This window comes from Hylemonella sp. P2_B10 (assembly GCF_056404875.1).
The window spans coordinates 1,099,866-1,124,015 of sequence record NZ_JBFUDE010000001.1 but is presented as its reverse complement, the minus strand read 5'-3'; the positions used below and the strand labels follow the sequence as shown (position 1 = coordinate 1,124,015).

The following is a 24,150-nucleotide window of genomic DNA, read 5'->3' as shown; positions in this document are numbered from 1 at the left end:
ACATGCTCTCTCACATCTGTATCGGTACCAATGACTTCGAGCGCGCGTTGGCCTTTTACCGACCGCTGATGGCGCTGCTCGGTCTGCCCGAGCGCTTTTGCGATCCGTCGCGCCCTTGGGCGGCTTGGCAATCGGTGCCGGGGCCGCGTCCCTTGTTCATCCTGGGCCGGCCGTTCGATGGCCAGGCCCATGTGCCCGGCAATGGCCAGATGCTGGCCTTGCAGGCGGCTTCGCGGGCGGTGGTGGACCAGGCTTACTCCTTGGCCCTGGCCCATGGCGGCGCGGGCGAGGGTGAGCCCGGTCTGCGAGCGCACTACCACGAGCACTATTACGGCGCTTATTTTCGCGACCCGGACAGCAACAAGCTGTGCGTGGTGTGCCACGCGCCAACGCCAGCTGCGCCTTGAGGCGCAGGCGGGTTGACGAAGCCCATGTCGATCTCGCCCTTGCCCTTGGCGCTGATCTTGCCTCGCAATGGCCGGCGCTGGGGTGCATCTGGTCCAGGCTGCAGATAAAGTATGCAAGTATATGTACGTGTATATATTTGCTAGAATCCGGGCATAGTCAGATTCGCCCATCCGAGACCGTATGCCCACCCAAAAGAAGACCGTTCAGGCCTTGCCCGCCGCCCCCGTCCGCCCACGTGTGCGGCGCAACAACAAGGACGACGCCGAGCAACTGCGCCGTGAGCTGATGCAGGCCACGTTGGCGCTGTTCATCGAGGGCGGCCCGCAGGCGGTGACCATGCGTGCTGTGGCTGCGCGAGTCGGGGTCTCGCCCATGAGCACCTACCGTTATTTCGCCGACAAGCAGGAGTTGATGGTTGGCTTGTGGCAGCACATCATTGCGCAGCTGGTGGCCGAGATGACCCAGGCGGTGGCCAAGAAACGTACCGGGCGTGCACGCCACATGGCCTTTGTGGAGGCCTTTCTGACCTACTGGGAGCAGCACCCGGAGCATTACGCGCTGATGTACGGGTTCAGCCGGGTGGATGTCGCAGACGAGCGCGCGGTGGTCACGGCCGAGCCCATCTACACCGGCCTGCTTGAGACAGCCAACGCCATCACGCTGCAATTGGCCGGGGAAATAGGCGCCAGCACGCGCCACCTGCGTCTGGCTTCTGACGTGCGCCTGGCCATGCTGCTGGGCTATCTGCACGGCACGCTGGTGGTTCGGCGCATCGCCTGGTCAGATACTGCGGTGTTGCGCCGTGCCTACCTGGCGCAGGTGCAGCAGGCGGTGGAACGCTGTCTGCTGCAAGGCAGCTGAGTCGCCAGCCGTGTCAGCCTGGCTGGCCCGGCTCGCCGAAGCCCGCCGTGGCGAAATACTCGCGCTTTTGCGCCAGGTCCGACTCGCTGTCGGCATAGGCGATGGCAATGGCGCGTATGGTGTCCTCGATCGCCACAAAGGCTTCCACCACCGTGGGGTCGAAGTGGAAACCCGATGCGCTGGTGATGATCTTCATCGCCTGCTCATGCGTCATCGGCTCCTTGTAGACACGCCGGCAGATCAGCGCGTCGTAGACGTCGGCCACCGCCATCAGCCGCCCCGAGATCGGGATCTGCGCGCCCTTCAGGCCTTGCGGGTAGCCACTGCCGTCCCATTTCTCGTGGTGGGTGTAGGCGATTTCGCGTGCCAGCGTCAGAAAGGGCACGTGCGCGCCCAGCGCTTCCTCACCGCGGGTGATGGCGTCGCTTCCCACCTGGGTGTGGGTCTTCATGACCTCGAATTCCTCCGGCGTGAGTTTGCCCGGCTTGAGCAGGATGCGGTCGGGTATGCCCACCTTGCCCACGTCATGCAGCGGCGCCGATTTGTACAGCAACTGGATGTTGGTGGAGGTCAGGAATTCCGCATAATCCGGGTGGCTGGAGAGCTTTCTCGCCAGCGCCCGCACATAGCCCTGGGTGCGGCGTATGTGGTTGCCGGTGTCGGAATCGCGCGCCTCGGCCAGCGTGGTCAGCACCAGGATGGTGGCGTCCTGGATGGCCACCAGCTCGCGGGTGCGCTTGTCGACCTCCGACTCCAGCAGCAGGTTGCGGTCGCGCATCACGTTGGAGGCGGCCTTCAAGGCCAGGTGCGTCGCCACGCGGGCCAGCAGCACCGGTGGGCTGACCGGTTTGGTGATGTAGTCGACCGCGCCCAGCTCGAAGCCCAGCGTCTCGTCCTCGTCCTCGGTCTTGGCGGTGAGGAAGATCACGGGAATGTCGCGCGTGGCTGGTTCGGCTTTCAACCTTCGGCAGACCTCATAGCCGTCTATGCCCGGCATCATGATGTCCAACAGGATCAGGTCCGGCGGGTGGCCGGAGGCGGCAATCGCCAGGCCGCGTTCGCCATTCAAGGCTGCCATCACCCGGTAGCGCGGCTGCAGCAGGTCTTGCAGCAGGGTCAGGCTGTCGGCGGCGTCGTCCACCACCAGGATCGAGGACTTGATAGGTTTGGCGCTTGCGTTGGCGTCTGTCATGGTTCAGGCGGGCTGCACCATCATACCCGGCATGCTGTGCAGCACCGCCTGGTTGCGGCCGGAGCGCTTGGCCTGGTAGAGCGCCTCATCGGCGCGGTGGATGGTGCTGTTGATGGTGCATGCGCTGGCGGGCCCGTCAGTTGTCGCGGCCTCCTGTGGCTGGTCCGCCACGCCGGCAGACAAGGTGAACCCTACCTGCAGGCCGTCGCCCAGGCGCACCTGCTGGCGCTCTGCCTCGGTGACGATGCGCTGGGCAAACTGGGCCGCCTCCGATGCCGAGCAGTCCCACAACAGCACGCAGAATTCCTCGCCGCCATAGCGCACCGCCAGGTCGCTCAACCGGGTGCTGTGGCCCACCAGGCGCGCGGCATGGGCCAGCACGATGTCGCCGCTGGCGTGGCCGTGGCGGTCGTTGATGGCCTTGAAGTGGTCGATGTCGAACAGCACCACCGCATAACCGCCCTGGGCGGCGCGCGCCGTCATCGCGGGCTGCATGGCGTCGAAGGCGGTGCGGGTGTACAGGCCGGTCAGGCTGTCGCGGCGCAGCGTGTTCAGTGCCTCGTTGCGGTGGTGTTCACCCACCAGTGCCATCACCGCCGTGCACGACAGCACGAACAGCAGCAGCGCCACCAGTGCCACCGCCCATTGCGGCGGCGACAGCGCGGCCGGCCCCTGCACGCCCATCAGCAGGTCGCGCGTGGCCAGCACCACGCGCACCACCGAAATCAGCGCCAGCCCGCCCATGGACACCATGCCCAGCAAGCGCAACGGCCGGCTGAACGGGATCGGGCTGCGGCGCAGCATCAGCACCACGTAACCGTATTCAAAACCGAAAGTGATGCTCAGCGTCAGCACCGCCAGTGCGTAGGGCGCACCGAGGAAGTGCACGCACAACACGCCGCTGAAGCCCAAGGCGGTCAGCGCCGCCACGCGCCGCCAGGGCATGGCCGCGCCCATCAGCCGGGCATACGCCTGCATGCAGCAGGCGCCGCAACACAGCACCAGCAGGTTGGCCAGCACAAAGCTCAAGGCCATGGGCACATGCCCGCGCAGTGCAAACAGCAGGAAGGCGGCGCAACCGAAGTACATGGCGGCACTGCTGTCTTCCAGCCCCAGGCCAGGGGTCAACCGGGCCATCACGCTGGTGATCAGGCCCAGCGCCAACGTGATCAGCGCGGTGGCCAGCAACAGGGTGACGCCATCAAGGGCGGGCAGGCTGATGTCCATCATCAGGGGTAGCGGGTGCGCTCGGGGCGGTGACAGTCAGCCATGCGGTTCCTTCCTGCAGCCGCCGGCAATGGCAGCTGAAACAACAGTGGGCGGGGCGGCCGGCTGGGGAAGTTTGCTTTTGTTTGGCCCTGGCGCGGTCGGGCTCCATCTTAACCCGGCTGGGGCCGGGCGCTGTACCATGGACGCATGGGCCCAGCGGGCGTGCGCTCGCATGGCCCGGGCATCTGTGGGAGCGTGGATGAGCCGTTTGCGTGGTGTTTTCCTTTCTTGGACCTGGGTGGTCTTGCTGCTGGCGACCGTGCCGGCCTGCGGCAGCGCGCCCCTGTCGGGCCCGGCGGACGTTGGCGCGGCCTCGGCCGTCGCCGTGCTGGCGCCGACCGGGGTGCTGCGCGTGGGGGTGTACCCCGGCAGCCCCACGTCGCTGGTGCGCCGGCCCGGCGGGGCCGAGCCGGCTGGCCTGGCGCATGACCTGGGCCTGGCCTTGGGTCGGCAGCTGGGCGTGCCTGTACGTTTGCAGGAGTACAGCAGGGCGGCCCAGGTGCTGGAAGCGCTGAAATCCGGCCAGATCGATGTCACCTTCACCAATGCCAGCCCGCAGCGGGCGCAGGAGGTGGCTTTCGCCCTGCCGCTGGTGCAACTGGAGCTGGGCTACCTGGTGCCAGCAGCGTCCCGCTTGCAGGCCATGGCCCAGATCGACCAGCCCGGCGTTCGCGTGGGCGTGCTGCAGGGCAGCACGTCGCAGTCTTCCCTGGCGCGGCTATACGCCCATGCCGGGGTGGTGCCGGTGGCTTCAGTGGCGGACATACAAGCCCAGCTGCGCAGCGGTGCGCTGGACGCCTACGCCACCAACAAGGGCATCCTCCATGAACTGGCCGACGCCATGCCTGGCAGCCGCGTGCTCGACGGGCGCTGGGGGGCCGAACAGCTGGCGCTGGCCGTGCCCAAGGGACGCGAAGCTGGTCTGCCGGTGCTGGAACAGTTTGCACAAACGCAGCGCGCCAGCGGTGCTTTGCAGCAGGCCATACAGCGCGCTGGCTTGCGCGGCGCGCTGCCGTTGCCCTGATGCCCCGGCGCTGTAGAGGGCGGCACCACCACTTCATCCATCACCATGACTCTATGAGGAACACCATGCAACACGAACCATGGACCCCGCGACAAGCGACACGGGCAGCCCGCTGGCTGGCTGCAGCGGCCTTGGCTTTGGGAGCGCTGGCGCCGACAGGCGCCTGGGCCCAGGCCTACCCGTCCAAGCCGGTGAAGATCGTGGTCGGCTATACCGCCGGCGGCGCGGTGGACATCATCGCCCGCACGCTGGGCACGGTGCTGTCCGCCGGCTGGGGCCAGAGCGTGCTGGTGGACAACCGGCCCGGCGCCGGCACCAACATCGCCGTGCGCTCGGTCATTGACGCGCCGGCTGACGGCTACACGCTGCTGATGGCGGCCAATGCGCTGGCCGCCAACCCGGCGCTGTACAAGCCCGCGCCCTTCAACCCCGAGGCTGATTTGGTGCCCTTGTCGCTGATAGGGCGGGTGCCGGTGGTCATCGCCGCCAACGTGAATGCACCTTATGCCAACCTGGCTGAGCTGCTGAAGGCTGCCAAGGCCAGTCCGGCCAGCATAGGCTATGCCACGCCGGGCAACGGCTCCACGCCGCACATGGCGGTGGAGCTGTTCGCCCGCGCGGCCGGCGTGTCGCTGATGCATGTGCCCTACAAGGGCGGGGCCCAGGCCATCACCGACGTGGTGGGCGGCCAACTGCCGCTGTTGGCGGTCAATGCGCTGGAGGTGTTGCCGCACTTCAAGGCCGGCAAGCTGAAAGTGCTGGCCGTGCTCAGCACGGCGCGCAGCCCCATCTTCCCTGATGCGCCCACGGTGGCCGAGTCCGGCTTCCCCGGCTTCGAGGCCTCGGTGTGGTACGGCCTGCTGGCGCCGGCCAGGACGCCCAAGGCCGTGGTCACCCAGTTGCACGCCGACATCCAGAAGGCTTTGAGGTCGCCCGAGATGCTGGCGCGCATGGCGGCGGTGGGCGGCGAGGTAATCCCCGGCACGGCCGAGCAGTTCGGCGCGCTGATCCGGGCCGACCAGCAACGCTACGACAAACTGGTGCGCGAGGCCAACATCAAACCCGATTGAGCGCCGGCCCCGGCGCGGGCCCGCGGCGCGGCGCGTGGCCCACAGTGCGCGGTTTGGGGCTCACAGGTAGGCCACGCCAGTGGCGGCCAGCCCTGTGAGGTTGACCGCGTTCTGGCAGGCCTCCGACAGTGCCAGGTCCCACAGGTAGTCACCCGGGGGGTCGTTGTCCAGCGCGGCCACGGCGGCCGTCAGCGTGGCGTCGTCGGGCGCCTTGCCATTCAGGCTGGTGAGCAGGTAGCTGGCGATCTGGGTGTTGCTGGCCGTGGCCGCACCACCATTGGCCAAGGCACCCCAGATGGGCAGCGCCATCACGGCGGCGCACAGGTCTTGCAGCGACAGCCCGGTGTCCAGCAGGCTGATGACCGCGCCCACCAGCGCCGGTTGGGTGGGCACAGCCGCCTTGCCCAGCACCGCACCCACCAGCAATGCGGCCTGTCCACCCACCTGCGCGATACCGGTGTCCAGCGCCACGCGCAAGTCGGCAAACTGCAGACGCTCCACATTGCTGAGGCTGTCGGCACCTTCCGAGGCCGTGCTGCTGCGGGTATCGGTGACGCTGGCGGTCAGCGAGGTGCTGCCGGCCGTGATGCCCAGGACGTACAGGTTGCGGGCGCCGGTGTAGAGGGCGGTGTCCAGCCCGTCGTCGCCGTCCAGCGTGTCGTTGCCGCCGCCGCCCTTCAGGGTGTTGCTGCCCTCGTTGCCGGTCAGCACATTGTTCAGGTCGTTGCCGGTGCCCACCAGGTTGCCGGCGGCGCTGGCCAACTCCAGGTTTTCCACGAAGCTGGTCAGCGTGTAGTTGATGCTGGCCACCACCTTGTCCACCGAGCGGCCGACGTCCGGCGAGCCGGGTGTGACGGCGGCATCGTCCACCGCCAGCTCGAGGACGATGGCGCGGGTGTCGCTGACGTAATAGGTGTCCGAGCCGCTGCCGCCCGACAGCGTGTCGGCACCGCCACCGCCTACCAGCACGTCGTCACCCACGCCGCCCACCAGGTTGTCGCGGCCGGCACCGCCGCTGACGATGTCGTTGCCGGCGGCGCCGTCCAGCACGGCGTCGCTGTCGTCGCTGTCCAGCGTGTCGTCGCCTGCGCCGCCGGTCAGGCGGTTGTTGCCCAGCGTGCCGCGCAGGAACTGGCCGCTGCCCAGCGTGAAAAAGTGGTAGCCCAGGCCGACGGCAAAGCTGTTGCCCGCCAGGTCCACAATGCTGCCCGGCAGAATTTGCAACACGTAGCCGGTGCGCAGCGCCAGCGTGGCGGTGGGGTCCAGCGTCAGCGTGTTGCCGCTGATGCTGACGCGCGCGCTGTCGGCGTCGAATTTCTCCACCACCGTGCCGGTCCAGTCGCGCAGGATCAGCGTGCCGGCCAGTGTCACCGGCTCGTTGAAGCTCAGCGCGATGTTGGCGCCCAGTGCCACGCCGACCTTGCCATTGCCGGGGGTGGCGCTGACGAACAGGGGTGCCGTCTTGTCGGTGATGTAGGCTGCCAGCTGCGACGCGCTGCGCTGCGTGTCGGTGAACTGGAATAGCTCCACGCCGGTGATGCTGTCCACGCCATCGCGGTCGGCCTTGGTGTCGCTCAGCGTGAAGCGGCCGCTGAAGGCGTCGTAGCTGATGGTGTAATCCACCAACTTGCCGCGCAGCACGGCTGTGTCGTTGCCGCTGCCGCCGTCCAGCGTGTCGTTGCCGTCGCCGCCCAGCAGCACATCGCCACCACCGGCGCCTTGCAGGTTGTCGTTGCCGCCATCGCCATCCAGCCGGTTGGCACCGGCGTCGCCCTTCAGGGTGTCGCCCGCCACGTAGGAGCCGCGCAGGTTCTCGATGCTGGTCAGCACGTCGCTGCCATCGCCGCCGCTGGCGCTGTTGGCCACCAGGTCCACGCTGACCGGTGTCAAGGCGAAGTAGTAGTCGGCCGTGTCGGTGCCGGCGCCGCCATCCAGCGTGTCGTTGCCCCCGCCACCGTTCAGCACATTGTCGCCGGCGTCGCCGGTCAGCACATCAGCGTAGGCACCGCCGTAGACGCCCTCGATGGACACCAGCTTGTCCACGCCATCGGCACCGCTGACCACGCCGGTGGCCAGGCTCACGCTGACGCTGCCGCTGGCGTGCGTGTACATGGCGGCGTCCTGGCCGGTGCCGCCGTCCAGCGTGTCGTTGCCTGCCTGGCCTTCGAGGAAGTTGGGCCCGGCGTTGCCGGTGAGGGTGTCGGCAAAGTCGGAGCCGCGCACGCTCTCGATGTTGAGCAGCAGGTCGGTGCCGCCCCAGCCGTCGCTGGCCGTGCCGGTGGCCAGATTGACCGACACAGCGGCGGGTGACAGCGAGTAGCTGGCTCTGTCCAGGCCGCCACGGCCGTTGATGGTGTCGTTGCCCGCCATGCCCTCGAAGGACTCGTAAGGGGCGGAGTTGCTGCCCACCAGCACGTCGTTGAACTTGGAGCCGCGCACTTCCTCGATGCCCTGCAACGTGTCGGTGTCGCCAAAGCCGTCCTGCGCCGAGCCGAGCGCGTTGTTGGCGCCGCCCAGGTGCACGCTCACGGCGGCGGGGCTGGTGTCGTAGATCGCCACGTCGAAGCCAGCACCGCCCGCCAGCGTGTCATTGCCGGCGTTGCCGCGAAAGCCTTCGAAACCATCGTAGACGCCCACGCCATTGGCGGGGTTGCCGCCCACCAGCAAGTCCTTGAAGCGCGAGCCATGAATCTGCTCGATGCTGATCAACAGGTCGTTGCCGTCGCCACCGGTGGCGGTGTTGGTGACCAGGCTGACACTGACGGCGGCGTCGGCGGCGGCATAGCTGGCAATGTCCACGCCAGAGCCGCCGTCCAGTGTGTCGTTGCCAGGGCCGCCCTGCAGGCCATCATCGCCTGCGCCGCCCAGCAGCAGGTCGTTGCCGGCCTGGCCGACCATGATGTCGTCACCGCCCAGGCCGCTGATGACGTCGTCCGCCGCCGTTCCCGACAGCGTATCGGCTCCCTCGGTTCCCGCGATGTTCGCCATGCGTTGCCCCTCGCAAAAGTTGCTGCACTGCAGCAGCTACAGCCTGCTCTACAACCTGCTTTACAAACGATTATGAGCGCGATTCGCTGGCCATCACAGCTTTCTGCTGCGGCCTCGCCGCGTGCTGGACCCGGGGCGGGTCAGCCTGCCGTCAGCGCGGAAAAGCGCGCCAGATCGACATTGCCGCCGCTGACGATCACTCCTACACGCCGGCCCTGCAACTGCGCGCGCAACGGCTCCAGCGCGGCCAGCCCCAGGCAACCGGTGGGTTCCAGCACCAGCTTCATGCGGCTGAACGCAAAGCGCATGCAGGCCACCAGCGCGTCGTCAGTCACCGTCAGCACGTCGTCGACGTCACGGCGGATGATGGCAAAGGTCAGTTGCCCCAGGTGCTGCGTCTGCGCGCCGTCGGCAATGGTCTGCGGCGTGGGGATGTGGACGATGGCGCCGCTGCGAAAAGCCTGCTGGCCATCGTTGCCAGCCTCGGGTTCGACGCCATACAGCCTGCACTGCGGCGCCAGTGCGCGCGTGGCCAGCGCCGTGCCCGACAGCAGGCCGCCACCGCCCAGCGGTGTGAACAGCGCATCCAATGGGCCGACCTCTTCGAACAACTCCTTGGCCGCGGTGCCCTGGCCGGCGATGACATCGGCATGGTCATACGGCGGGATCAGTGTCATGCCGTGGCGTTCAGCCAGTTCGCGGGTGATGGCCTCGCGGTCGTCGGTGTAGCGGTTGTACTCGACCACCTGGCCGCCGTAGCCGCGCGTGGCCTCTGCCTTGGCCTTGGGGGCGTCCTGTGGCATCACGATGGTGGCCGGCATGCCCAGTTCCCGCGCGGCCAGTGCAATGGCCTGCGCATGGTTGCCCGATGAGAAGGTGACGACGCCTGCCTGGCGCTGCGCCGGGCTGAAGCGTGACAACGCGTTGAAGGCACCGCGGAACTTGAAGGCACCCATGCGCTGCAGGTTCTCGCACTTGAAGAACACCTCGGCGCCCAGTTGCTGGTTCAGGGTGCGCGATGTCATCACCGGCGTCTTGTGGGCGTGGCCGGCCAGCCGTTGGGCGGCGGCTTGCACGTCGGCATAGGTGGGCAGGATGGGGGGCGTGGCAGTCATGGGTGAATTGTCCATCAGCGCGCATCCACTTGTTTTGACGCCGGCGCGGCTTCCCGGCTATCCTCTGTCTGGGGCCGGCATGGCCTTTTCCAACCACGCAGAACAGCCAGAAAGTGAGAGAGACGCATGAAATTGCTACGTCATGGCCCCTTGGGCGCCGAGAAACCCGGTGCGCTGGATTCGCAGGGCCGCGCCCGCGACCTGTCGCTGCTGGTGCCCGACTTCACGCCCGAGTGGCTGGCGCCGCCTAAGCTGCAGGCGCTGGCGGCCATCGACCTGCACCGCATGCCGTTGGTGCCCGAGGGCACGCGCCTGGGCGCGCCGCTGGCCAGCGTGCGCCAGTTCCTTGCCGTGGGGCTGAACTACCGCAAGCATGCGCAGGAATCCGGCATGGAGATTCCGAAGGAGCCGGTGGTGTTCAACAAGGCGCTGGGCACCATCGCCGGACCCAACGACGACGTGCCGTTGGCCAAGGATTCGCTGGCCAGCGACTGGGAGGTGGAACTGGCCTTCGTCATCGGCACACGCGCCAGCCACGTCAGCGTGGGGGACGCGCTGAAGCATGTGGCCGGCTACTGCCTGTGCAACGACATCTCCGAGCGCGACTGGCAATTGAAGCGCAACGGTCAGTGGGTCAAGGGCAAGAGCTTTGACGGCTACGGCCCCATCGGGCCGTATCTCGTGACCAGCGACGAACTGCCGGACCCGCAGGGCATCGCGCTGTCGCTGACGCTGAACGGCCAGACGCGCCAGAGCAGCAGCACCTCGGACATGATCTTCAGCATCGCCGAGATCGTGGCCTACATGAGCCAGTACATGACGCTGATGCCCGGCGACCTGATCACCACCGGCACGCCCGAGGGTGTGGGCATGGGCGTGAAGCCGACGCCGCAGTACCTGAAGCGCGGCGATGTGATGGCGCTGGACGGTGGCGTGCTGGGCAAGCAGAAGCAGACGGTGGTCTGAGCCGGCGGCCGGCTGCAGGGATCTGGGCCGGTCGGCGCGCTGTCAGGGCTCGCCGTCCCAGTAGTCCAGGCCGGCGCCCTTGCGGTCTATCACATCGAACGGGGTGGGCCGGTCCAGGCTGCCTTCGGCGAGGAATTTGCCGGAATCCGGGTATTCGCAGATCTCCGGCGTTTCCCGGGTGCTGATGGACAGGTATTTCAGCGGCGCATCCGAGGTGTTCAAGATCTGGTGCGGGTATTCCGGCCCAGGGGGGATGAACACCACGTCGCCCGCCTTCAGCGGCAGCATCTCGCCGGCCACGCGCAGCGTGCCGTGGCCTTCCAGGATGACGAACATCTCCTCCTGCGCATGGTGCAGGTGGTAGGGGCAGCTGCGTTTGCCTGGCGCCACGATGTCGATGGAAGCGCCCAGCTTGCTGGCGGCCGTGCCCTTGGCCAGCCGCGCGCTGTGGGCGTCGTACAGTGGCGCGCGCAGCAACTGCGTGAGCGGCACCTCGTTGAAGTTGCGTATCAGCTTGGCGGCAAGCAGGGTGGCGGCGTCGGTCATGGGTGTTGCAGGTGTCAGGTGGGTGGGCAGGCCGGCATGGTGACGCGCTCTGTGGCCACGCCCGCCTGGGTGGCCACAATGGGGCGTTGGCTGGCGGTCAGCCAGGGCGTGGCCGGCCACCAGGGTGGGGTGTCGGGCGTTGTGGCAGGGGTCAGGCCCGGCTCCATGCTCTGGCCGGGGCGTGGCAACAGCAGCTTCGCGCCGCTGCACAGCGCAGCGGCCCGCACGCGCTCGGCCGGCTCGGTCCAGCCATGCGGGGCCAGGTTGATCAAACCCCAGTGCACCGGGATCATGGCGCTGCCGCGCACCAGGTGGTGGGCCTGCACCGCCAGCTCGGGGCCCAGGTGGATGTCGGGCCAGTTGCTGTCGTACTGGCCAGACTCGATCAGTGTCAAGTCGAACGGCCCCAGGCGCTCGCCGATCTGCTTCAAGCCGTCGTGAAAACCCGTGTCGCCGGAGTACCAGACCCGGTGCTTGGCCCCGACCAGCGCGTAGCCGGCCCACAGCACCTTGTTGCTCTTGGTGCCGGTGCGGCCGGTGGCGTGGCGCGCTGGCGTGGCCACCACCTGCAGCGTGCCCACCTGCGTGCTCTGCCACCAGTCCAGCTCGGTGATGCGGTCCTCCGCCACGCCCCAGCGCACCAGGTGCGCGCCCAGGCCCAGGGGTACCACGAAGCGCGTTTTGCCTCTGGCGGCCAGCATGATGATGCTGTGCTGATCCAGGTGGTCGTAGTGGTCGTGCGAGATCACCACCACGTCGATAGTCGGCAGCGCGTTCAGTGCAATCGGCGGCGCGAACCAGCGCTTGGGGCCCAGCCAGCTGAACGGCGACGCGCGCTCGCCCCAGAACGGGTCCACCAGCACCCGGCTGCCGTCGATCTCCACCAGCGTGGCCGAATGGCCAAACCAGGTCACGCGCAGGCCCGAGGCCGGCGCGGTGGCCAGGCTGGCGGGATCGGTACGCACCACGGGCACCGGGTGGGCGTCACTCGGTGCCGCGCCGGCCGGGCCGAACAGCAGCTTGTAGTAGGCGGTGCGCAGGTCCACCCACATGGGCTGCGGGTTGTGGAACTCGCCGTCGTGCCACTGGGGTGACTTTTGCACCCGCGCCAGCCGTTCACCTTCGGGTGCGCCGCCGAAGGCCGCGCAGCCGCTGATCAGTACCGCGCCCGCCAGCAGCACCGCGCCACCCAGGCCGGACCAGGCCAGCAGGCGGCGTCTGGCGTGTTTGCGTGGTGGTGTGGCGGCGGTCATGGGGTTCAAAACCCTGCAAGCCGGGTGATGCGCCCACCCGCACCCACCGCCCAGCCGGCCTTGGCCGAGGCGAACGCCACCGACCAGTAGTTGGCGCCATTGAGCACCGTCCAGCTGCGGCCTTCGTCACGCGTGTACTGCGCCCCGCTGATGCCCACCGCCACCAGCGTGGGCGTGGCGGCGCCGGGCACGTACACCGCGCCCCACACACCCTGCACCTGGGCGGGGCCGGTGCGCGGTGTCCAGGTCTGGCCACCGTCCTCGGTGGCGGCAGCGGCCACGTCGCCCTCAGTCAGCGTGCGGCCACCAGCCAGCACCATGCCATGGCGGTCGTCGCGAAAGGCCACCGTCTGCGGACCGGACTCGGTGCGTGCGGTGATGGGCAGGGCGTTTGCCGTCCAACTGCGGCCATGGTCCGCAGTGCGCAGCAGGCGGGCCTGGCCGGGGCTGCTGACCACCGCCCAGCCCAGGCCACCGGGGCGGGTGATCAGGCAGGTGCCGCTGGCGGCGAAGCTGCCTTCGCCGTTGGGCGCAGCCGGCAAGGCGGCAGCCGGCAGCCGCGCCCAGTGCGCCCCGCCGTCTTCGGTGCGCAGCAGGTCCAGCTTGCCGTCCACCGAGTCGCCGATCACCACCGCCTGGCGTTCGTCCCAGAAGTCGATGCAGTCCAGAAAGGCCTTGGCCTGGTCGTTCACATACTGCTGCTGCCAGCTGGCGCCGCCATCACGCGTCATGTAGATGCGGGACTGCTCACCCGGCCCGATGCTGAGCAACCAGGCCTGCTGGTCGCTGACGGCATGCACGTCGCGGAAATCCAGCTTCTCCGCGCCCGGCACCTGGCCGGTCTGCCAGGTGGCGCCACCGTCAAGGGTGCGCACCCAGGTGCCCTGGGCGCCGCTGGCCCACACCACCCGCTCGTTGACCGGTTTCACGGCCACCAGACGCACCTGGGTGCCGCTGGTCTGCTCGGTTTGCACGATTTGCGCCTGTGCCTGGCCGGCGGCGACAACAAGACACGTAGACAGCAGCAAGGAGGGCGTGAAGCGGTGCATGGCAGGTGGGCTGGTACAGGGCCGGTGGGGAATGTCGGCGCATGGTACATCACCCATTCCCATCTGCAATGACGTTAGCATGTGAAGTGGCCGCGCTGGCGAGTCCCTCCAGCGACAGCGCTGTGGCGGGCCACGCCGGTCGGTTGATTAACATGCGGGCTTGATCAGAAACCTGCTCACCATCCTCCAGGCCCTGCTGAAGCGCGCGACGGGGGACGCCCGCTCCCGGGTGGCCTGCCACTTCTGGGCCACCCCGTTCGACTGCGGGCTGCGGGTGCTCAAGAGCGACAAATACCTGCAGCTGGCCGAAGCGGCGCAGCTTGATTTTTTGATCACCACGCGCTTGATGGGCCCGCTGCTGCGCGCCGGGGTGGCCTTCGTCAACGCATCGCAGTTGGTCAAGTTCACGCGGCCTGTTGTGATGTTCAGCCGCGTGCGGGTGGAAACCGAAATTCTCTACGCCGACAGCAAGTGCGCGTACTTCTCCCACCGATTTTTGGTGGCTGGCAAGCCGCATGGCGAGGTGCTGGTGAAGATGAAGTTCAAGAAAGGGCCGGTGACGGTCAAACCCATCGATGCCATTGGCGCCCACCCGGCGGTGAAACCCCCGCACTTGGCCGCCTGGGACCAGACACTGGAGACCATGTCATGACCCTTGTGGACGCCGACTTCTTCCGCGAGCTGGAACGCGCCCGCACCCGTGCCCTGGTGGAGCGCGACATGCCCCTGGCCTATGAACTGCATGCGCCGGATTACCTGCTGGTCACCCCTTCGGGACGCACCTTCACGCGTGAGCGCTACCTGGGGCTGGTGGCGGACGGCGTGATGGCCTATGGCCTGTGGCAGTTGGGCGAGATCGCCGTGCGCATCAGCCCGCAGATGGCGCTGGTGCGCTACCAGGCCATGCTGGCGTTCTCGTCGGCGCAGGGTTTGGGCGAGCCGTTTGCCTGCTGGCACACGGATTCGTATGAACTGCTGGACGGCCGTTGGCAGGCCGTATGGTCGCAGGCCACCAAGATCACCTGACCGATTGCCGCGCCTTGCGACAGGCGGCGGCTTTGCGGGTTTGAATGGCCCCCGCAGCAGCCGCTGCCCGCCGCACAATGGCTTGCAGTCACCCGCCCGTCGCGGGCTGAACCTGGTTGGAGGCAAGCATGCGTGTTGTTGGTCTGGCAGCTGCAACGCTGTTGGTTTGCATGGGGCTGGCGGCTTGTGCAACATCCCCGCCGAGCACGCCAGCTCCGCCGATCGACCTGGCGGCTGAGCGCGCGCAACTGCTGCAACTGCATGAGCAGGTGATGGCAGCCCACCGCAGCAGCGATGTGGACCTGCTGTTCCGCGCCGAGGCGCCTGACTACCTGCTGGCCAACCGGGGCGAAGTGTCCAACCCGGGCTGGCAGGCCCGCCGTGACCGCTTCGCGGCCTACTTCGCCAGCACCCGCTTTGCCGAATACCTGGACACGGTGCCGCCTGTTGCCCAGGTGGCGGCGGATGGCAGCCTGGGCTGGGTGGTGGCGCAGGTGCGCGGCCGTGGCGAGCGCGGCACCGGCAGTGACGCCAGGGAGCCGGTGGCCTTCGAGTCCGCCTGGATAGAGTTGTACGAGAAGCGGCAGGGCAGCTGGTGGCGGGTGGGCAATGTGTCCAACTTCAGGCCACCGCCGGTGGGCGCCGGTGCGGCGGCTGGCCTCGCAAGCCAGGCCGGGGCGCCAGCCAGCGCGCTGGCCGTGGTGGCCGCGGCCCAGGCGGCGATGGGGGACGTGGCGGCGCTGGCGCGCATCCATGGCATCTCGACCATTGCGGACTGCACCTCGCCCAGCGGCGGCGCTTACCAGACTGAACTGCGCTCCGAGCGGCGCGCGGGTTCCTGGTTCATGTTCCGCCAAACGGGGGCGCAGCGAGCGCCCTTCACGGCCTTCATCAACGGCGCGCGGGCCTGGTCGCGGGACGAGGGCAGTGGGCGCGCAACCGCGCTGGACGCCGCCAGCGCCGCTGCCATTCGCGGCCATGACTTCCAAATGATCGCGCTGGAGCCGTTGCGCCACGCCACGAAATCTGAGTTGCTGCCGCAACCCCAGGCTTTTGCCGGTGCGCCGCATTGGGTGCTGCGCGCCACCGATGACAAGGGCGCCGCCAGCGAGATGTATTTTGACCCCACAACGCACCTGCTGGCCGGCCTGCGCATGCCCAACCCGGCTGGCGCCGCAGGCGACACGGTCACCATCCGCTTCCAGCAGTGGCAACGCTTTGACGGCGTGCTGCTGCCGGTGCAGGTCACGGCCACCGACGCCAAGGGTGATTGGGTGTTTCGCTTCCGCGACCTGCGGCTGAACCAGGTGGAGGCCAGCTTGTTCGCCGTGCCCGACAGCCTGCGCTGAAGTGAGCGACCGTGGGGCTATTCCTTCACTGACCCGGTCATGCCGGATACGTAGTACTCGACGAAGAACGAGTACACAAACGCCACCGGCAGCGAGCCCAGCAGCGCGCCCGCCATCAGCGAGCCCCAGTGGTACACGTCGCCTTCCACCAGCTCGGTGACCACGCCCACCGGCACGGTTTTCACCTCGCTTGAGGAGACGAAGGTCAGCGCGTAGATGAACTCGTTCCAGCTCAGTGTGAAGGCGAAGATGCCGGCCGAGATCAGCCCCGGCACGGCCAGCGGCAGGATGATGCGCACCAGGATCTGCAGGCGGCTGGCACCGTCGATCAGCGCGCACTCTTCCAGCTCGAAGGGGATGGAGCGGAAGTAGCTCATCAGCAGCCAGGTGATGAAGGGCACCAGGAAGGTGGGGTAGGACAAGATCAGCGCCCAGCGGGTGTCAAACAGGCCCAACTGGAAGATGATGGCCGACAACGGAATGAACAGGATGGAGGGCGGCACCAGGTAGGCCAGGAAGATGGCGCCACCGGCCGCCTTGGCACCGGCAAAGCGCAGCCGCTCTATCGCATAGGCCGCCAGCACCGACACCACCAGCGACACGAAGGTGGAGACCACTGACACCACGATGGTGTTCCATACCCAGCCGGGGTATTCGGTCTCGAACAGCAGCTTGTGGAAGTGCGCTAGCGTGGGCGTGATGACCCAGAACGGGTTGCCAGTGCGGGCCAGCAGTTCCTCGTTGGGTTTCACTGAGGTGATGGCCATCCAGTAGAACGGGAACAGCAGCACGAAGACAAAAATGCCCAGCGGGATGTACACCGTGACCCAACGGCGCGGCAGCGACTGCAGGTAGTCCATGCCCTGGCTGTCGCTGGATTTGCCGCTGGCGGCGGGTGTGTTGGCGCCTGCTGCCTCGTCGTCCAGGCTGGCGCTGCGAACGGCGTTCGGGCTGGCTGCGGAAGCGGAGGTGGGTGGGGTGCTCATGGGTTCACTTGTCTCCGCCTTGCTGCCAGGCGCGGCGTTGCAGGCCGAAGTAGCTGAACAGCACCGCCGCCAGCAGGAAGGGCACCATCAGCGTGGCCAGCGCCGCGCCTTCACCGAGGGCCCCGCCCGAGATGGCGCGCTGGAAGCTCAAGGTGGCCATCAGGTGGGTGGCGTTCAGCGGGCCACCGCGCGTCAGCACATAGATCAACTGGAAGTCGGTGAAGGTGAACAGCACCGAGAACGTCATCACCACCGCGATGATGGGCGTCAGCAACGGCAGCGTCACATGGCGGAACTGCTGCCAGGGCGTGGCACCGTCAATGGCGCTGGCCTCGTAATAGGAGGGCGAGATGGTCTGCAGCCCCGCCAACAGCGAAATGGCCACAAACGGCACGCCGCGCCACACATTGGCGGCGATGGTGGAGATGCGGGCGTTCCACGGGTCGCCCAGGAAGTCGATGTACTTGTCTATCCAGCCCAGCTTCACCAAGCCCCAACTGATGATGGAGAACTGCGAATCAAAAATCCACCAGAAGGCGATGGCCGACAGCGCCGTGGGCACGATGAAGGGCAGCAGCACCACCGCACGGAAGAAGCTCTTGAACGGCATGTTCTTGTTCAGGATGATGGCCAGCCACAGCCCCAGCACGAACTTGATGATGCTGGCCACCGTGGTGTAGAACAGCGTGTTGAACAAGGCCAACCGCGTCACGCTGTCGCCTACCAGGAACTGGAAGTTGTCCAGCCCTACCCACTGGCCGACGCGGCCTATCTTGGCGTCGGTGAAGCCCAGCCAGGTGCCCAGGCCCAGCGGGTACGTGAGGAACAGCAGCAACAGCACCGAGGCGGGCAGCATGAAAGCCCAGCCCAGCGCGTTGCGGCTGTTGAGTAACCGTTGCAGCATGGGTGGAGGCTTTGGCTTTCGCTCGGTGCGGGGTTGTCGGGCAGGGTCTCAGGTCTGGCGTCAGACCTTGTAGTAGCGCTCGGCGCGCTTTTGGGCCCGCTCCATCGCTTCCTTGGGGGTCTTGGAGCCGCTGATGGCCTCGGCCACCATGTTGACGACGATGAAGTCCGCCCCGGCGCCAGCCGACGCATAGCCCAGCTTGCCAGCGTAGCCGGCCGGCCGCATGTTCTTCACGGCGTCGCGGTAAGGCGTGTTCTTGGGGTCGGCCGTCCACACGGCGGTCTTCTCATAGGCCCGCAGCGGCTGGGCGATGTAGCCGCCGGCACCGGTCAGCCAGGGGTCAAACTGCTCCTGCTCCATCATGAAGCGCAGGAACTCTTTCGCCGCTTGCGGGTACTTGGTGTACTTCATGATCATCTGGTTGAAGAACAGGTGCGATTCGGTGGCCGTGCCCACCGGCCCCACCGGGAAGGACGCATGCTGGATGTCGGCAGCGATGTCCTTCAGCTTCTGGTCGGGCGAGTTCTTGGCGGCGTAGTAGATCGAGATGCCGTTGTTGGTGACGCTGATCTGGCCGTCCAGGAAGGCCTTGTTGTTGTTCGGGTCCAGCCACGACAGCGTGCCGGGGATGAAGGTGGCGTACAGCTCCTTGCCATACTCCAGCGCCTTTTGCGTCTCGGGGCTGTCGATCACCACTTTGTTGTTCTTGTCCACCAGCATGCCGCCGTGGGACCAGACCAGCCAGTTGCACCACAGGCCGTCACCGGTGGCGTTGCCCAGCGCGAAGCCCACCGGCGTGTTCTTCTCCTTCAGCGCCCGGCACAGCGCCAGGAAGCCGGCCGTGTCCTTGGGGAAGGCGTCAAAGCCGGCGGCCTTGACCTGGCTTTGCCGGTACACCATATAGGAGCCGGCGGCGCCCAGGCCCAGGCCCAGCCACTTCTTGCCGTCCGGGCGCAAGTAAGCTTCCACCGACGGGTACCAGCCGCCGTACTTCTTGCCCAGGTACTCGGCCAGATCGGTCACGTCCAGCAGTTTTTCGGGGTAGAGGTTGGCGTCGTCGTTGGTGGACAGGATGATGTCCGGCCCGGCACCGGTGTTGGCGGCCACGGCGGCCTTGGGACGCACGTCTTCCCAGCCTTCGTTGTCCACCCGCACCTCGATGCCGGTCTTCTCGGTGAACTTCTTCACGTTGACCATGTAGGCGTCGATGTCGCCTTGCACGAAACGGCTCCAGCGCAGCACGCGCAGCTTGGCGCCCTTCTCGGGTTTGAAGGCAATGGTTTGTGCCGAGGCGGGCAGCGCCAGCAGCGAGCCACCCACACCGAGCGTGGTGGCGGCCGCGGCAGCGCCGGCCGATGTTTCCAGGAACTTGCGGCGATTGAAGTCACTCATGGCGTATCTCCTCTGTGTAATTGGTAGATCAACTGGCTAAGCAAACGAACGCGGACTGACCAAGGGAAGACAAAATTCAGGCTGCTAAAAGCTGGCCGCTGCCGGCATCGAACAAATGGGCGCGCTGCAGATCGGGCTGCAGCCGTATGGTGCTGCCTGGCGCGAAGCTGTGGCGCTCGCGAAACACGGCAGACAAATCCACGCCGTGGTGACGGCAAGCCACGAAGGTGTCCATGCCGGTGGGCTCCAGCACCACCACGTCGGCCGGAATGCCGCCGCTGTCGGCCAGCGTCAGGTGCTCGGGCCGGGTGCCATAGACGACAGGCTGGCCGTCCTGGCCACCGGCGTTGCGCGGCGCTGCCAGCAGCGTGCCGTCTTTCAATTCAACCTGTGCACCATCGGCCGTGCGCTTGAGCGTGCCGGGCAGGAAGTTCATCGCCGGAGAGCCAATGAAGCCGGCGACGAACTGGTTGGCCGGGTGGTCATACAGCTCCAGCGGGCTGCCGGTCTGCTCGATGCGGCCGTCGCGCATCACCACGATCTTGTCGCCCATGGTCATGGCTTCGATCTGGTCGTGGGTGACGTAGATGCTGGTGGTCTTGAGCCGCTGGTGCAGCTCCTTGATCTCGCTGCGCATGGCCACGCGCAGCTTGGCATCCAGGTTGGACAGCGGCTCGTCGAACAGGAACACCTGCGGGTCGCGCACGATGGCGCGGCCCATGGCCACGCGCTGGCGCTGGCCGCCTGAGAGCTGGCGCGGGTAGCGGTCGAGCAGGGCGCCCAAGGCCAGGATGTCGGCGGCGCGCGCCACCTTGCTCTCGATCGTGGGCTTGTCCGCCTTGGCCAGCATCAGCGAGAAGGCCATGTTTTGCCGCACGGTCATGTGCGGGTACAGCGCGTAGTTCTGGAACACCATCGCGATGTCGCGTTCCTTGGGCTGCAGGTTGTTGACCAGGCGTTCGCCGATGCGGATCTCGCCGCCGTTGATCTCTTCCAGCCCGGCGATCATGCGCAAGAGCGTGGACTTGCCACAACCCGAAGGCCCCACCAGCACGGTGAAGGAGCCGTCGGCAATGTCGATGTCCACCCCATGCAGGATGGGCACATCGCCGAAGCGCTTGCTGACGGCGGATATCGTGACGCTTGCCATTTGTTGCTCTACCGCTTCCTACTCAAAACACGAAGTTGGACCCGCAAAACACAAGGCAGCCTCATGGCTGTCCGCGCCACTGTAACCGCTACCATCGGGTCGGTACTAGGCGGTAACCCGGTGATTAGGGAAAACACTATCCGCGCTTCCGAACTCAGCCAATCCCGTTCTGGCTGAGCTGTCGAAGCCCTTGCGTTTCAGCTGGCGCCGCACGTCGGGCCAGTGCGGCGAAGCTTGGAAGCTAGTTCGACCATCCGCCATCAATCACCTGCGCCGTGCCGGTGGTGAAGCTGGACTCGTCGCTGGCCAGGTACACCGCCAGCGCGGCGATCTCATCCACCGTACCCAGGCGACCCATGGGTTGGCGGGAAATGAAGCTGGCTTCGGCCTGCGCCAGTGTCTGTCCAGTGCTCTTGGCCAGGGCGGCGATGCGGTCACGCAGCGAGGGCGATTCCACCGTGCCGGGGCAGATGGCGTTGCAACGTATGCCCTTGGTGATGAAATCGGCCGCCACTGCCTTGGTCAGGCCAATGACGGCCGCCTTGGTGGTGCCGTAGACGAAGCGATTCGGCGCGCCCTTGATGCTTCCGGCGACCGACGCCACGTTGATGATGGAGCCGCCCCCGCTGGCCAGCATGCCAGGCAGAAACGCCTTGATGGTGCGGAACTGCGATCGCACGTTCAGGCTGAAGGCGAATTCCCATTCCTCCTCGGTGCAATCCAGCACCGTGCCGGCGTGTACGAAGCCGGCGCCATTGAACAGCACATTGACCTTGCCCGCAGCCTGCGCGGCGGCTTGCACGGCGGCAGCGTTGGTGACGTCCAGCAGTTGCGTGGTGCAGCCGCATTCTTCCTTCAGCGCGGCCAGCGTCTGTGCATTGACGTCGGTGGCGGTCACCGTGGCGCCTTCGCGCACGAAGGCGAGGGCGACGGCGCGGCCAATGCCCTGGCCGGCAGCGGTGACGAAGGCGGTCTTGCCGGCAAGGCGTGCGGACATGGCTTGGCTCCCTGGAAGTATGAAAAAAAACGGCTCAACCGCGCCCGACGAAGGGCATCTTGGTCGCCATCACCGTCATGAACAGCACGTTGGCGCTCAACGGCAGGCGCGCCATGGCCATGAAGGTGTCGGTGACGGCGGCCAGGTCCATGCGCGGCTCGGGCTTGATGCTGCCGTCGGCCTGCGGCACGCCCTTGACCATCTTCTCGGTCATGTCGCTGGCGACGTTGCCGATGTCGATCTGGCCCACCGCAATGTCGAACGGCCGGCCGTCCAGCGCGGCGGTCTTGGTCAGGCCGGTGACGGCGTGCTTGGTGGCGGTGTAGGCAATCGAGCCGGGGCGCGGCGCGTGCGCCGAGATGGAGCCGTTGTTGATGATGCGTCCACCTTGGGGGCTTTGCTCGCGCATCAGTTTGAAGGCGCCGGCCAGGCAGTAGAAGGCGCCGTTCAGGTTGGTGTCCACCGCGCGGCGCCAGGCCTCGCCGTCAAACTCATCGGGCGTCTTGGGTGGCAGCGAGATGCCGGCGTTGTTGAACAGCAGGTCCAGGCGGCCATGGCGCTGGCGCACTTCGTCAAACAGCGCTTTCACCGAGGCCTCGTTGCCGACGTCGCAAGCCACCGCGTGGCCACGGCCGGCGTGTTCGCCGCTGGCGGCGATAGCCGCTTGCAATGCATCGATGCGCCTGCCGGTGAACACCACGTGCCAGCCATCGCGCAGCAGTGCGTGGGCGCAGCCCTGGCCTATGCCGCTGCCAGCGCCGGTGACGAGGGCGATCTTCGGGGAGGTCATGCTCTACAGTCCTTGCTCAGTGGTTGCCCTTGGGCAGATATCAATGGTTGTCCTTCGGTACAAAGGCCCCACGCTGCCCGCGCAGGAAGTCCAGGTCGGCCCCCTCGTCGGCCTGCAGCACGGTGTCGATGTACAGCTTCCAGTAGCCGCTGGTCAATGCCGGCGGCGGCGCCTTCCATTGGCTCAGGCGCTGCGCCATTTCGGCGTCGTCAATGTGCAGGTGCAGCTTGCGGTTGGGCACGTCCAGTGTGATGGTGTCGCCGTTCCTCACCACCGCCAGCGGGCCCCCGGCGGCGGCCTCGGGCGTGGTGTGCAGCACCACGGTGCCATAGGCGGTGCCGCTCATGCGGGCGTCACTGATGCGCACCATGTCGGTGATGCCCTTGCGCAGCACCTTGGGCGGCAGCGGCATGTTGCCCACCTCGGCCATGCCAGGGTAGCCCTTGGGGCCGCAGTTCTTCAGCACCAGGATGCAGTGCTCGTCCACGTCCAGCGCCTCGTCATCGATGCGCTTGTGGAAATCGTCGCTGTCTTCGAACACCACGGCGCGGCCGGTGTGCACCATCAGCGCCGGCGTGGCCGCGCTGGGCTTGATGACGGCGCCGCGCGGCGCCAGGTTGCCGCGCAGGATGGCAATGCCGGCTTTGGCCTTGAAAGGCGCGGCCTCGGTCTTGATGACCTCGGGGTTGTGGTTCTGCGCGTCGGCAATGTTCTCACCCACGGTCTTGCCGTTGGCGGTGACGATGTTCAGGTGCAGGTGGCGCGAGATTTCCTTCATCACCACCGGCAGGCCGCCGGCATAGCAGAAGTCTTCCATCAGGTACTGGCCCGAGGGCTTCAGGTTCAGCAGGCAGGGCAGTTCGCTGCCCAGGCGCTCGAAGTCGTCTATCGTCAGCGGCACGCCCAGGCGCCCGGCAATGGCGATCAGGTGGATCACGGCATTGGTGCTGCCGCCAATCGCGGCCAGCGTGCGGATGGCGTTCTCGAACGCCTCGCGCGTCAGAACGTCGCCGATTTTCTGGTCTTCGTGCACCATGTCCACAATACGCCGGCCAGCGTTGCGGGCAATCACATTGCGCCGGCCGTCCACCGCCGGGTAGGCGGCGTTGCCCGGCAGGCCAATGCCCAGGGCTTCCACCATGCTGGCCATGGTGCTGGCCGTGCCCATGGTCATGCAGTGGCCGTGGCTGCGGTGCATGCAGCTTTCGGCTTCAAAAAAATCAGCCAGCTTCAGCGTGCCGGCACGTACCTGCTCACCCATGCTCCACACGTTGGTGCCCGAGCCCAGCTCCTGGCCGCGCCACTTGCCGTTCAGCATCGGGCCGCCGCTGACGCCAATGGTGGGCAGGTTCACACTGCTGGCGCCCATCAACAGGCTGGGCGTGGTCTTGTCGCAGCCCATCAGCAGCACCACGCCGTCCACCGGGTTGCCGCGAATGCTTTCTTCCACGTCCATGCTGGCCAGGTTGCGGTACAGCATGGCGGTGGGGCGCAACAGCGTCTCGCCCAGCGACATCACGGGGAATTCCAGCGGGAAGCCACCGGCTTCGTAGACGCCGATCTTCACCTGCTCGGCCAGCGTGCGGAAGTGGCTGTTGCAGGGTGTCAGCTCGCTGAAGGTGTTGCAGATGCCGATGACGGGGCGGCCGTCGAACTGGTCGTGCGGCACGCCCTTGCCCTTGACCCAGCTGCGGTAGTTGAAGCCATCGCGGTCCTGACGGCCAAACCATTGCTGGCTGCGCAGCTCGTGCGGCTGCTTTTTCTTCGGAGCAGAACTCATGTCGTGTGCTTCCTCATGTGTGTGCGGCAGGACGC

22 protein-coding genes are annotated in these 24,150 nt (G+C 67.0%); 8 read left to right on the top strand and 14 right to left on the bottom strand.

All coding sequences use genetic code 11. From position 1 onward, the window contains the following. Positions 1-2 precede the first annotated feature (2 nt). Together AC1DX2_RS05365 and AC1DX2_RS05360 are read left to right on the top strand one after the other, a co-directional pair. Positions 3-407, top strand: coding sequence for a VOC family protein (locus AC1DX2_RS05365; protein ID WP_477195248.1), 405 nt, complete (start codon positions 3-5; stop codon positions 405-407). A 181-nt stretch (positions 408-588) separates the two neighbouring features. Then, complete coding sequence (locus tag AC1DX2_RS05360) at positions 589-1,269, top strand: TetR/AcrR family transcriptional regulator (RefSeq protein ID WP_477195247.1); 681 nt, start codon at positions 589-591, stop codon at positions 1,267-1,269. A gap of 13 nt (positions 1,270-1,282) precedes the next feature. On the opposite strand, the gene AC1DX2_RS05355 is transcribed toward AC1DX2_RS05360, so the two are convergent. Both AC1DX2_RS05355 and AC1DX2_RS05350 read right to left on the bottom strand, forming a co-directional pair. Then, positions 1,283-2,461, bottom strand: a complete 1,179-nt coding sequence (locus AC1DX2_RS05355) for a response regulator (protein ID WP_477195246.1) — start codon at positions 2,459-2,461, stop codon at positions 1,283-1,285. A 3-nt stretch (positions 2,462-2,464) separates the two neighbouring features. Further along, complete coding sequence (locus tag AC1DX2_RS05350) at positions 2,465-3,691, bottom strand: GGDEF domain-containing protein (protein ID WP_477195245.1); 1,227 nt, start codon at positions 3,689-3,691, stop codon at positions 2,465-2,467. 283 nt (positions 3,692-3,974) lie between these two features. Here AC1DX2_RS05350 and AC1DX2_RS05345 point away from each other — a divergent pair, with 283 nt between their 5' ends. Next, entirely contained in the window at positions 3,975-4,754 is a 780-nt protein-coding gene (locus AC1DX2_RS05345) for a transporter substrate-binding domain-containing protein (protein ID WP_477195244.1), read from the top strand. Positions 4,755-4,819: 65 nt separating this feature from the next. Continuing rightward, entirely contained in the window at positions 4,820-5,824 is a 1,005-nt protein-coding gene (locus tag AC1DX2_RS05340) for a tripartite tricarboxylate transporter substrate binding protein (RefSeq protein ID WP_477195243.1), read from the top strand. 60 nt (positions 5,825-5,884) lie between these two features. Here the strand turns inward: AC1DX2_RS05340 and AC1DX2_RS05335 are convergent, their stop codons facing one another. After that, complete coding sequence (locus AC1DX2_RS05335; protein WP_477195242.1) at positions 5,885-8,812, bottom strand: Ig-like domain-containing protein; 2,928 nt, start codon at positions 8,810-8,812, stop codon at positions 5,885-5,887. Between the two features lie 140 nt (positions 8,813-8,952). After that, positions 8,953-9,927 (bottom strand): threo-3-hydroxy-L-aspartate ammonia-lyase, encoded by a 975-nt coding sequence (locus AC1DX2_RS05330; RefSeq protein ID WP_477195241.1) that lies wholly within the window; start codon positions 9,925-9,927, stop codon positions 8,953-8,955. Positions 9,928-10,053: 126 nt separating this feature from the next. On the opposite strand from AC1DX2_RS05330, the gene AC1DX2_RS05325 reads away from it, so the two are divergent. Next, positions 10,054-10,893, top strand: a complete 840-nt coding sequence (locus tag AC1DX2_RS05325) for a fumarylacetoacetate hydrolase family protein (protein ID WP_477195240.1) — start codon at positions 10,054-10,056, stop codon at positions 10,891-10,893. A 42-nt stretch (positions 10,894-10,935) separates the two neighbouring features. Here AC1DX2_RS05325 and AC1DX2_RS05320 read toward each other — a convergent pair whose 3' ends face one another. Genes AC1DX2_RS05320 through AC1DX2_RS05310 form a run of 3 tightly spaced genes read right to left on the bottom strand, consistent with a single transcriptional unit; the run spans position 10,936 to position 13,741 of the window. Continuing rightward, positions 10,936-11,439: a cupin domain-containing protein gene (locus tag AC1DX2_RS05320; RefSeq protein WP_477195239.1), complete on the bottom strand. Its 504-nt coding sequence runs from the start codon at positions 11,437-11,439 to the stop codon at positions 10,936-10,938. Positions 11,440-11,453: 14 nt separating this feature from the next. Continuing rightward, complete coding sequence (locus AC1DX2_RS05315; protein ID WP_477195238.1) at positions 11,454-12,692, bottom strand: MBL fold metallo-hydrolase; 1,239 nt, start codon at positions 12,690-12,692, stop codon at positions 11,454-11,456. 5 nt (positions 12,693-12,697) lie between these two features. After that, positions 12,698-13,741: a WD40/YVTN/BNR-like repeat-containing protein gene (locus tag AC1DX2_RS05310; protein WP_477195237.1), complete on the bottom strand. Its 1,044-nt coding sequence runs from the start codon at positions 13,739-13,741 to the stop codon at positions 12,698-12,700. Positions 13,742-13,901: 160 nt separating this feature from the next. On the opposite strand from AC1DX2_RS05310, the gene AC1DX2_RS05305 reads away from it, so the two are divergent. The 3 genes from AC1DX2_RS05305 to AC1DX2_RS05295 all read left to right on the top strand — a co-directional run bounded on the left by AC1DX2_RS05305 (position 13,902) and on the right by AC1DX2_RS05295 (position 16,116). Beyond that, complete coding sequence (locus tag AC1DX2_RS05305) at positions 13,902-14,393, top strand: thioesterase family protein (protein WP_477195236.1); 492 nt, start codon at positions 13,902-13,904, stop codon at positions 14,391-14,393. Then, positions 14,390-14,767: a nuclear transport factor 2 family protein gene (locus tag AC1DX2_RS05300; protein WP_477195235.1), complete on the top strand. Its 378-nt coding sequence runs from the start codon at positions 14,390-14,392 to the stop codon at positions 14,765-14,767. Before AC1DX2_RS05305 ends, AC1DX2_RS05300 begins: the two co-directional genes overlap by 4 nt. Positions 14,768-14,895: 128 nt before the next feature. Continuing rightward, positions 14,896-16,116, top strand: a complete 1,221-nt coding sequence (locus AC1DX2_RS05295) for a YybH family protein (RefSeq protein ID WP_477195234.1) — start codon at positions 14,896-14,898, stop codon at positions 16,114-16,116. 17 nt (positions 16,117-16,133) lie between these two features. Here the strand turns inward: AC1DX2_RS05295 and AC1DX2_RS05290 are convergent, their stop codons facing one another. From AC1DX2_RS05290 to AC1DX2_RS05260, 7 genes are all read right to left on the bottom strand, one after another. Further along, the gene (locus AC1DX2_RS05290) at positions 16,134-16,976 is read right to left on the bottom strand and encodes a carbohydrate ABC transporter permease (RefSeq protein ID WP_477195764.1); all 843 of its coding nucleotides are present in this window, start codon (positions 16,974-16,976) and stop codon (positions 16,134-16,136) included. A gap of 130 nt (positions 16,977-17,106) precedes the next feature. After that, positions 17,107-18,006, bottom strand: coding sequence for a carbohydrate ABC transporter permease (locus tag AC1DX2_RS05285; RefSeq protein WP_477195233.1), 900 nt, complete (start codon positions 18,004-18,006; stop codon positions 17,107-17,109). 60 nt (positions 18,007-18,066) lie between these two features. Beyond that, on the bottom strand, positions 18,067-19,398 hold the full coding sequence (locus AC1DX2_RS05280; protein WP_477195232.1) for an ABC transporter substrate-binding protein: 1,332 nt from the start codon (positions 19,396-19,398) through the stop codon (positions 18,067-18,069). 76 nt (positions 19,399-19,474) lie between these two features. Then, entirely contained in the window at positions 19,475-20,548 is a 1,074-nt protein-coding gene (locus tag AC1DX2_RS05275) for an ABC transporter ATP-binding protein (RefSeq protein WP_477195231.1), read from the bottom strand. Positions 20,549-20,789: 241 nt separating this feature from the next. Continuing rightward, positions 20,790-21,545, bottom strand: a complete 756-nt coding sequence (locus tag AC1DX2_RS05270) for an SDR family oxidoreductase (RefSeq protein WP_477195230.1) — start codon at positions 21,543-21,545, stop codon at positions 20,790-20,792. A 34-nt stretch (positions 21,546-21,579) separates the two neighbouring features. Beyond that, the gene (locus tag AC1DX2_RS05265) at positions 21,580-22,335 is read right to left on the bottom strand and encodes an SDR family oxidoreductase (RefSeq protein ID WP_477195229.1); all 756 of its coding nucleotides are present in this window, start codon (positions 22,333-22,335) and stop codon (positions 21,580-21,582) included. A 40-nt stretch (positions 22,336-22,375) separates the two neighbouring features. Then, positions 22,376-24,115 (bottom strand): IlvD/Edd family dehydratase, encoded by a 1,740-nt coding sequence (locus AC1DX2_RS05260; RefSeq protein WP_477195228.1) that lies wholly within the window; start codon positions 24,113-24,115, stop codon positions 22,376-22,378. Positions 24,116-24,150 lie beyond the last annotated feature (35 nt).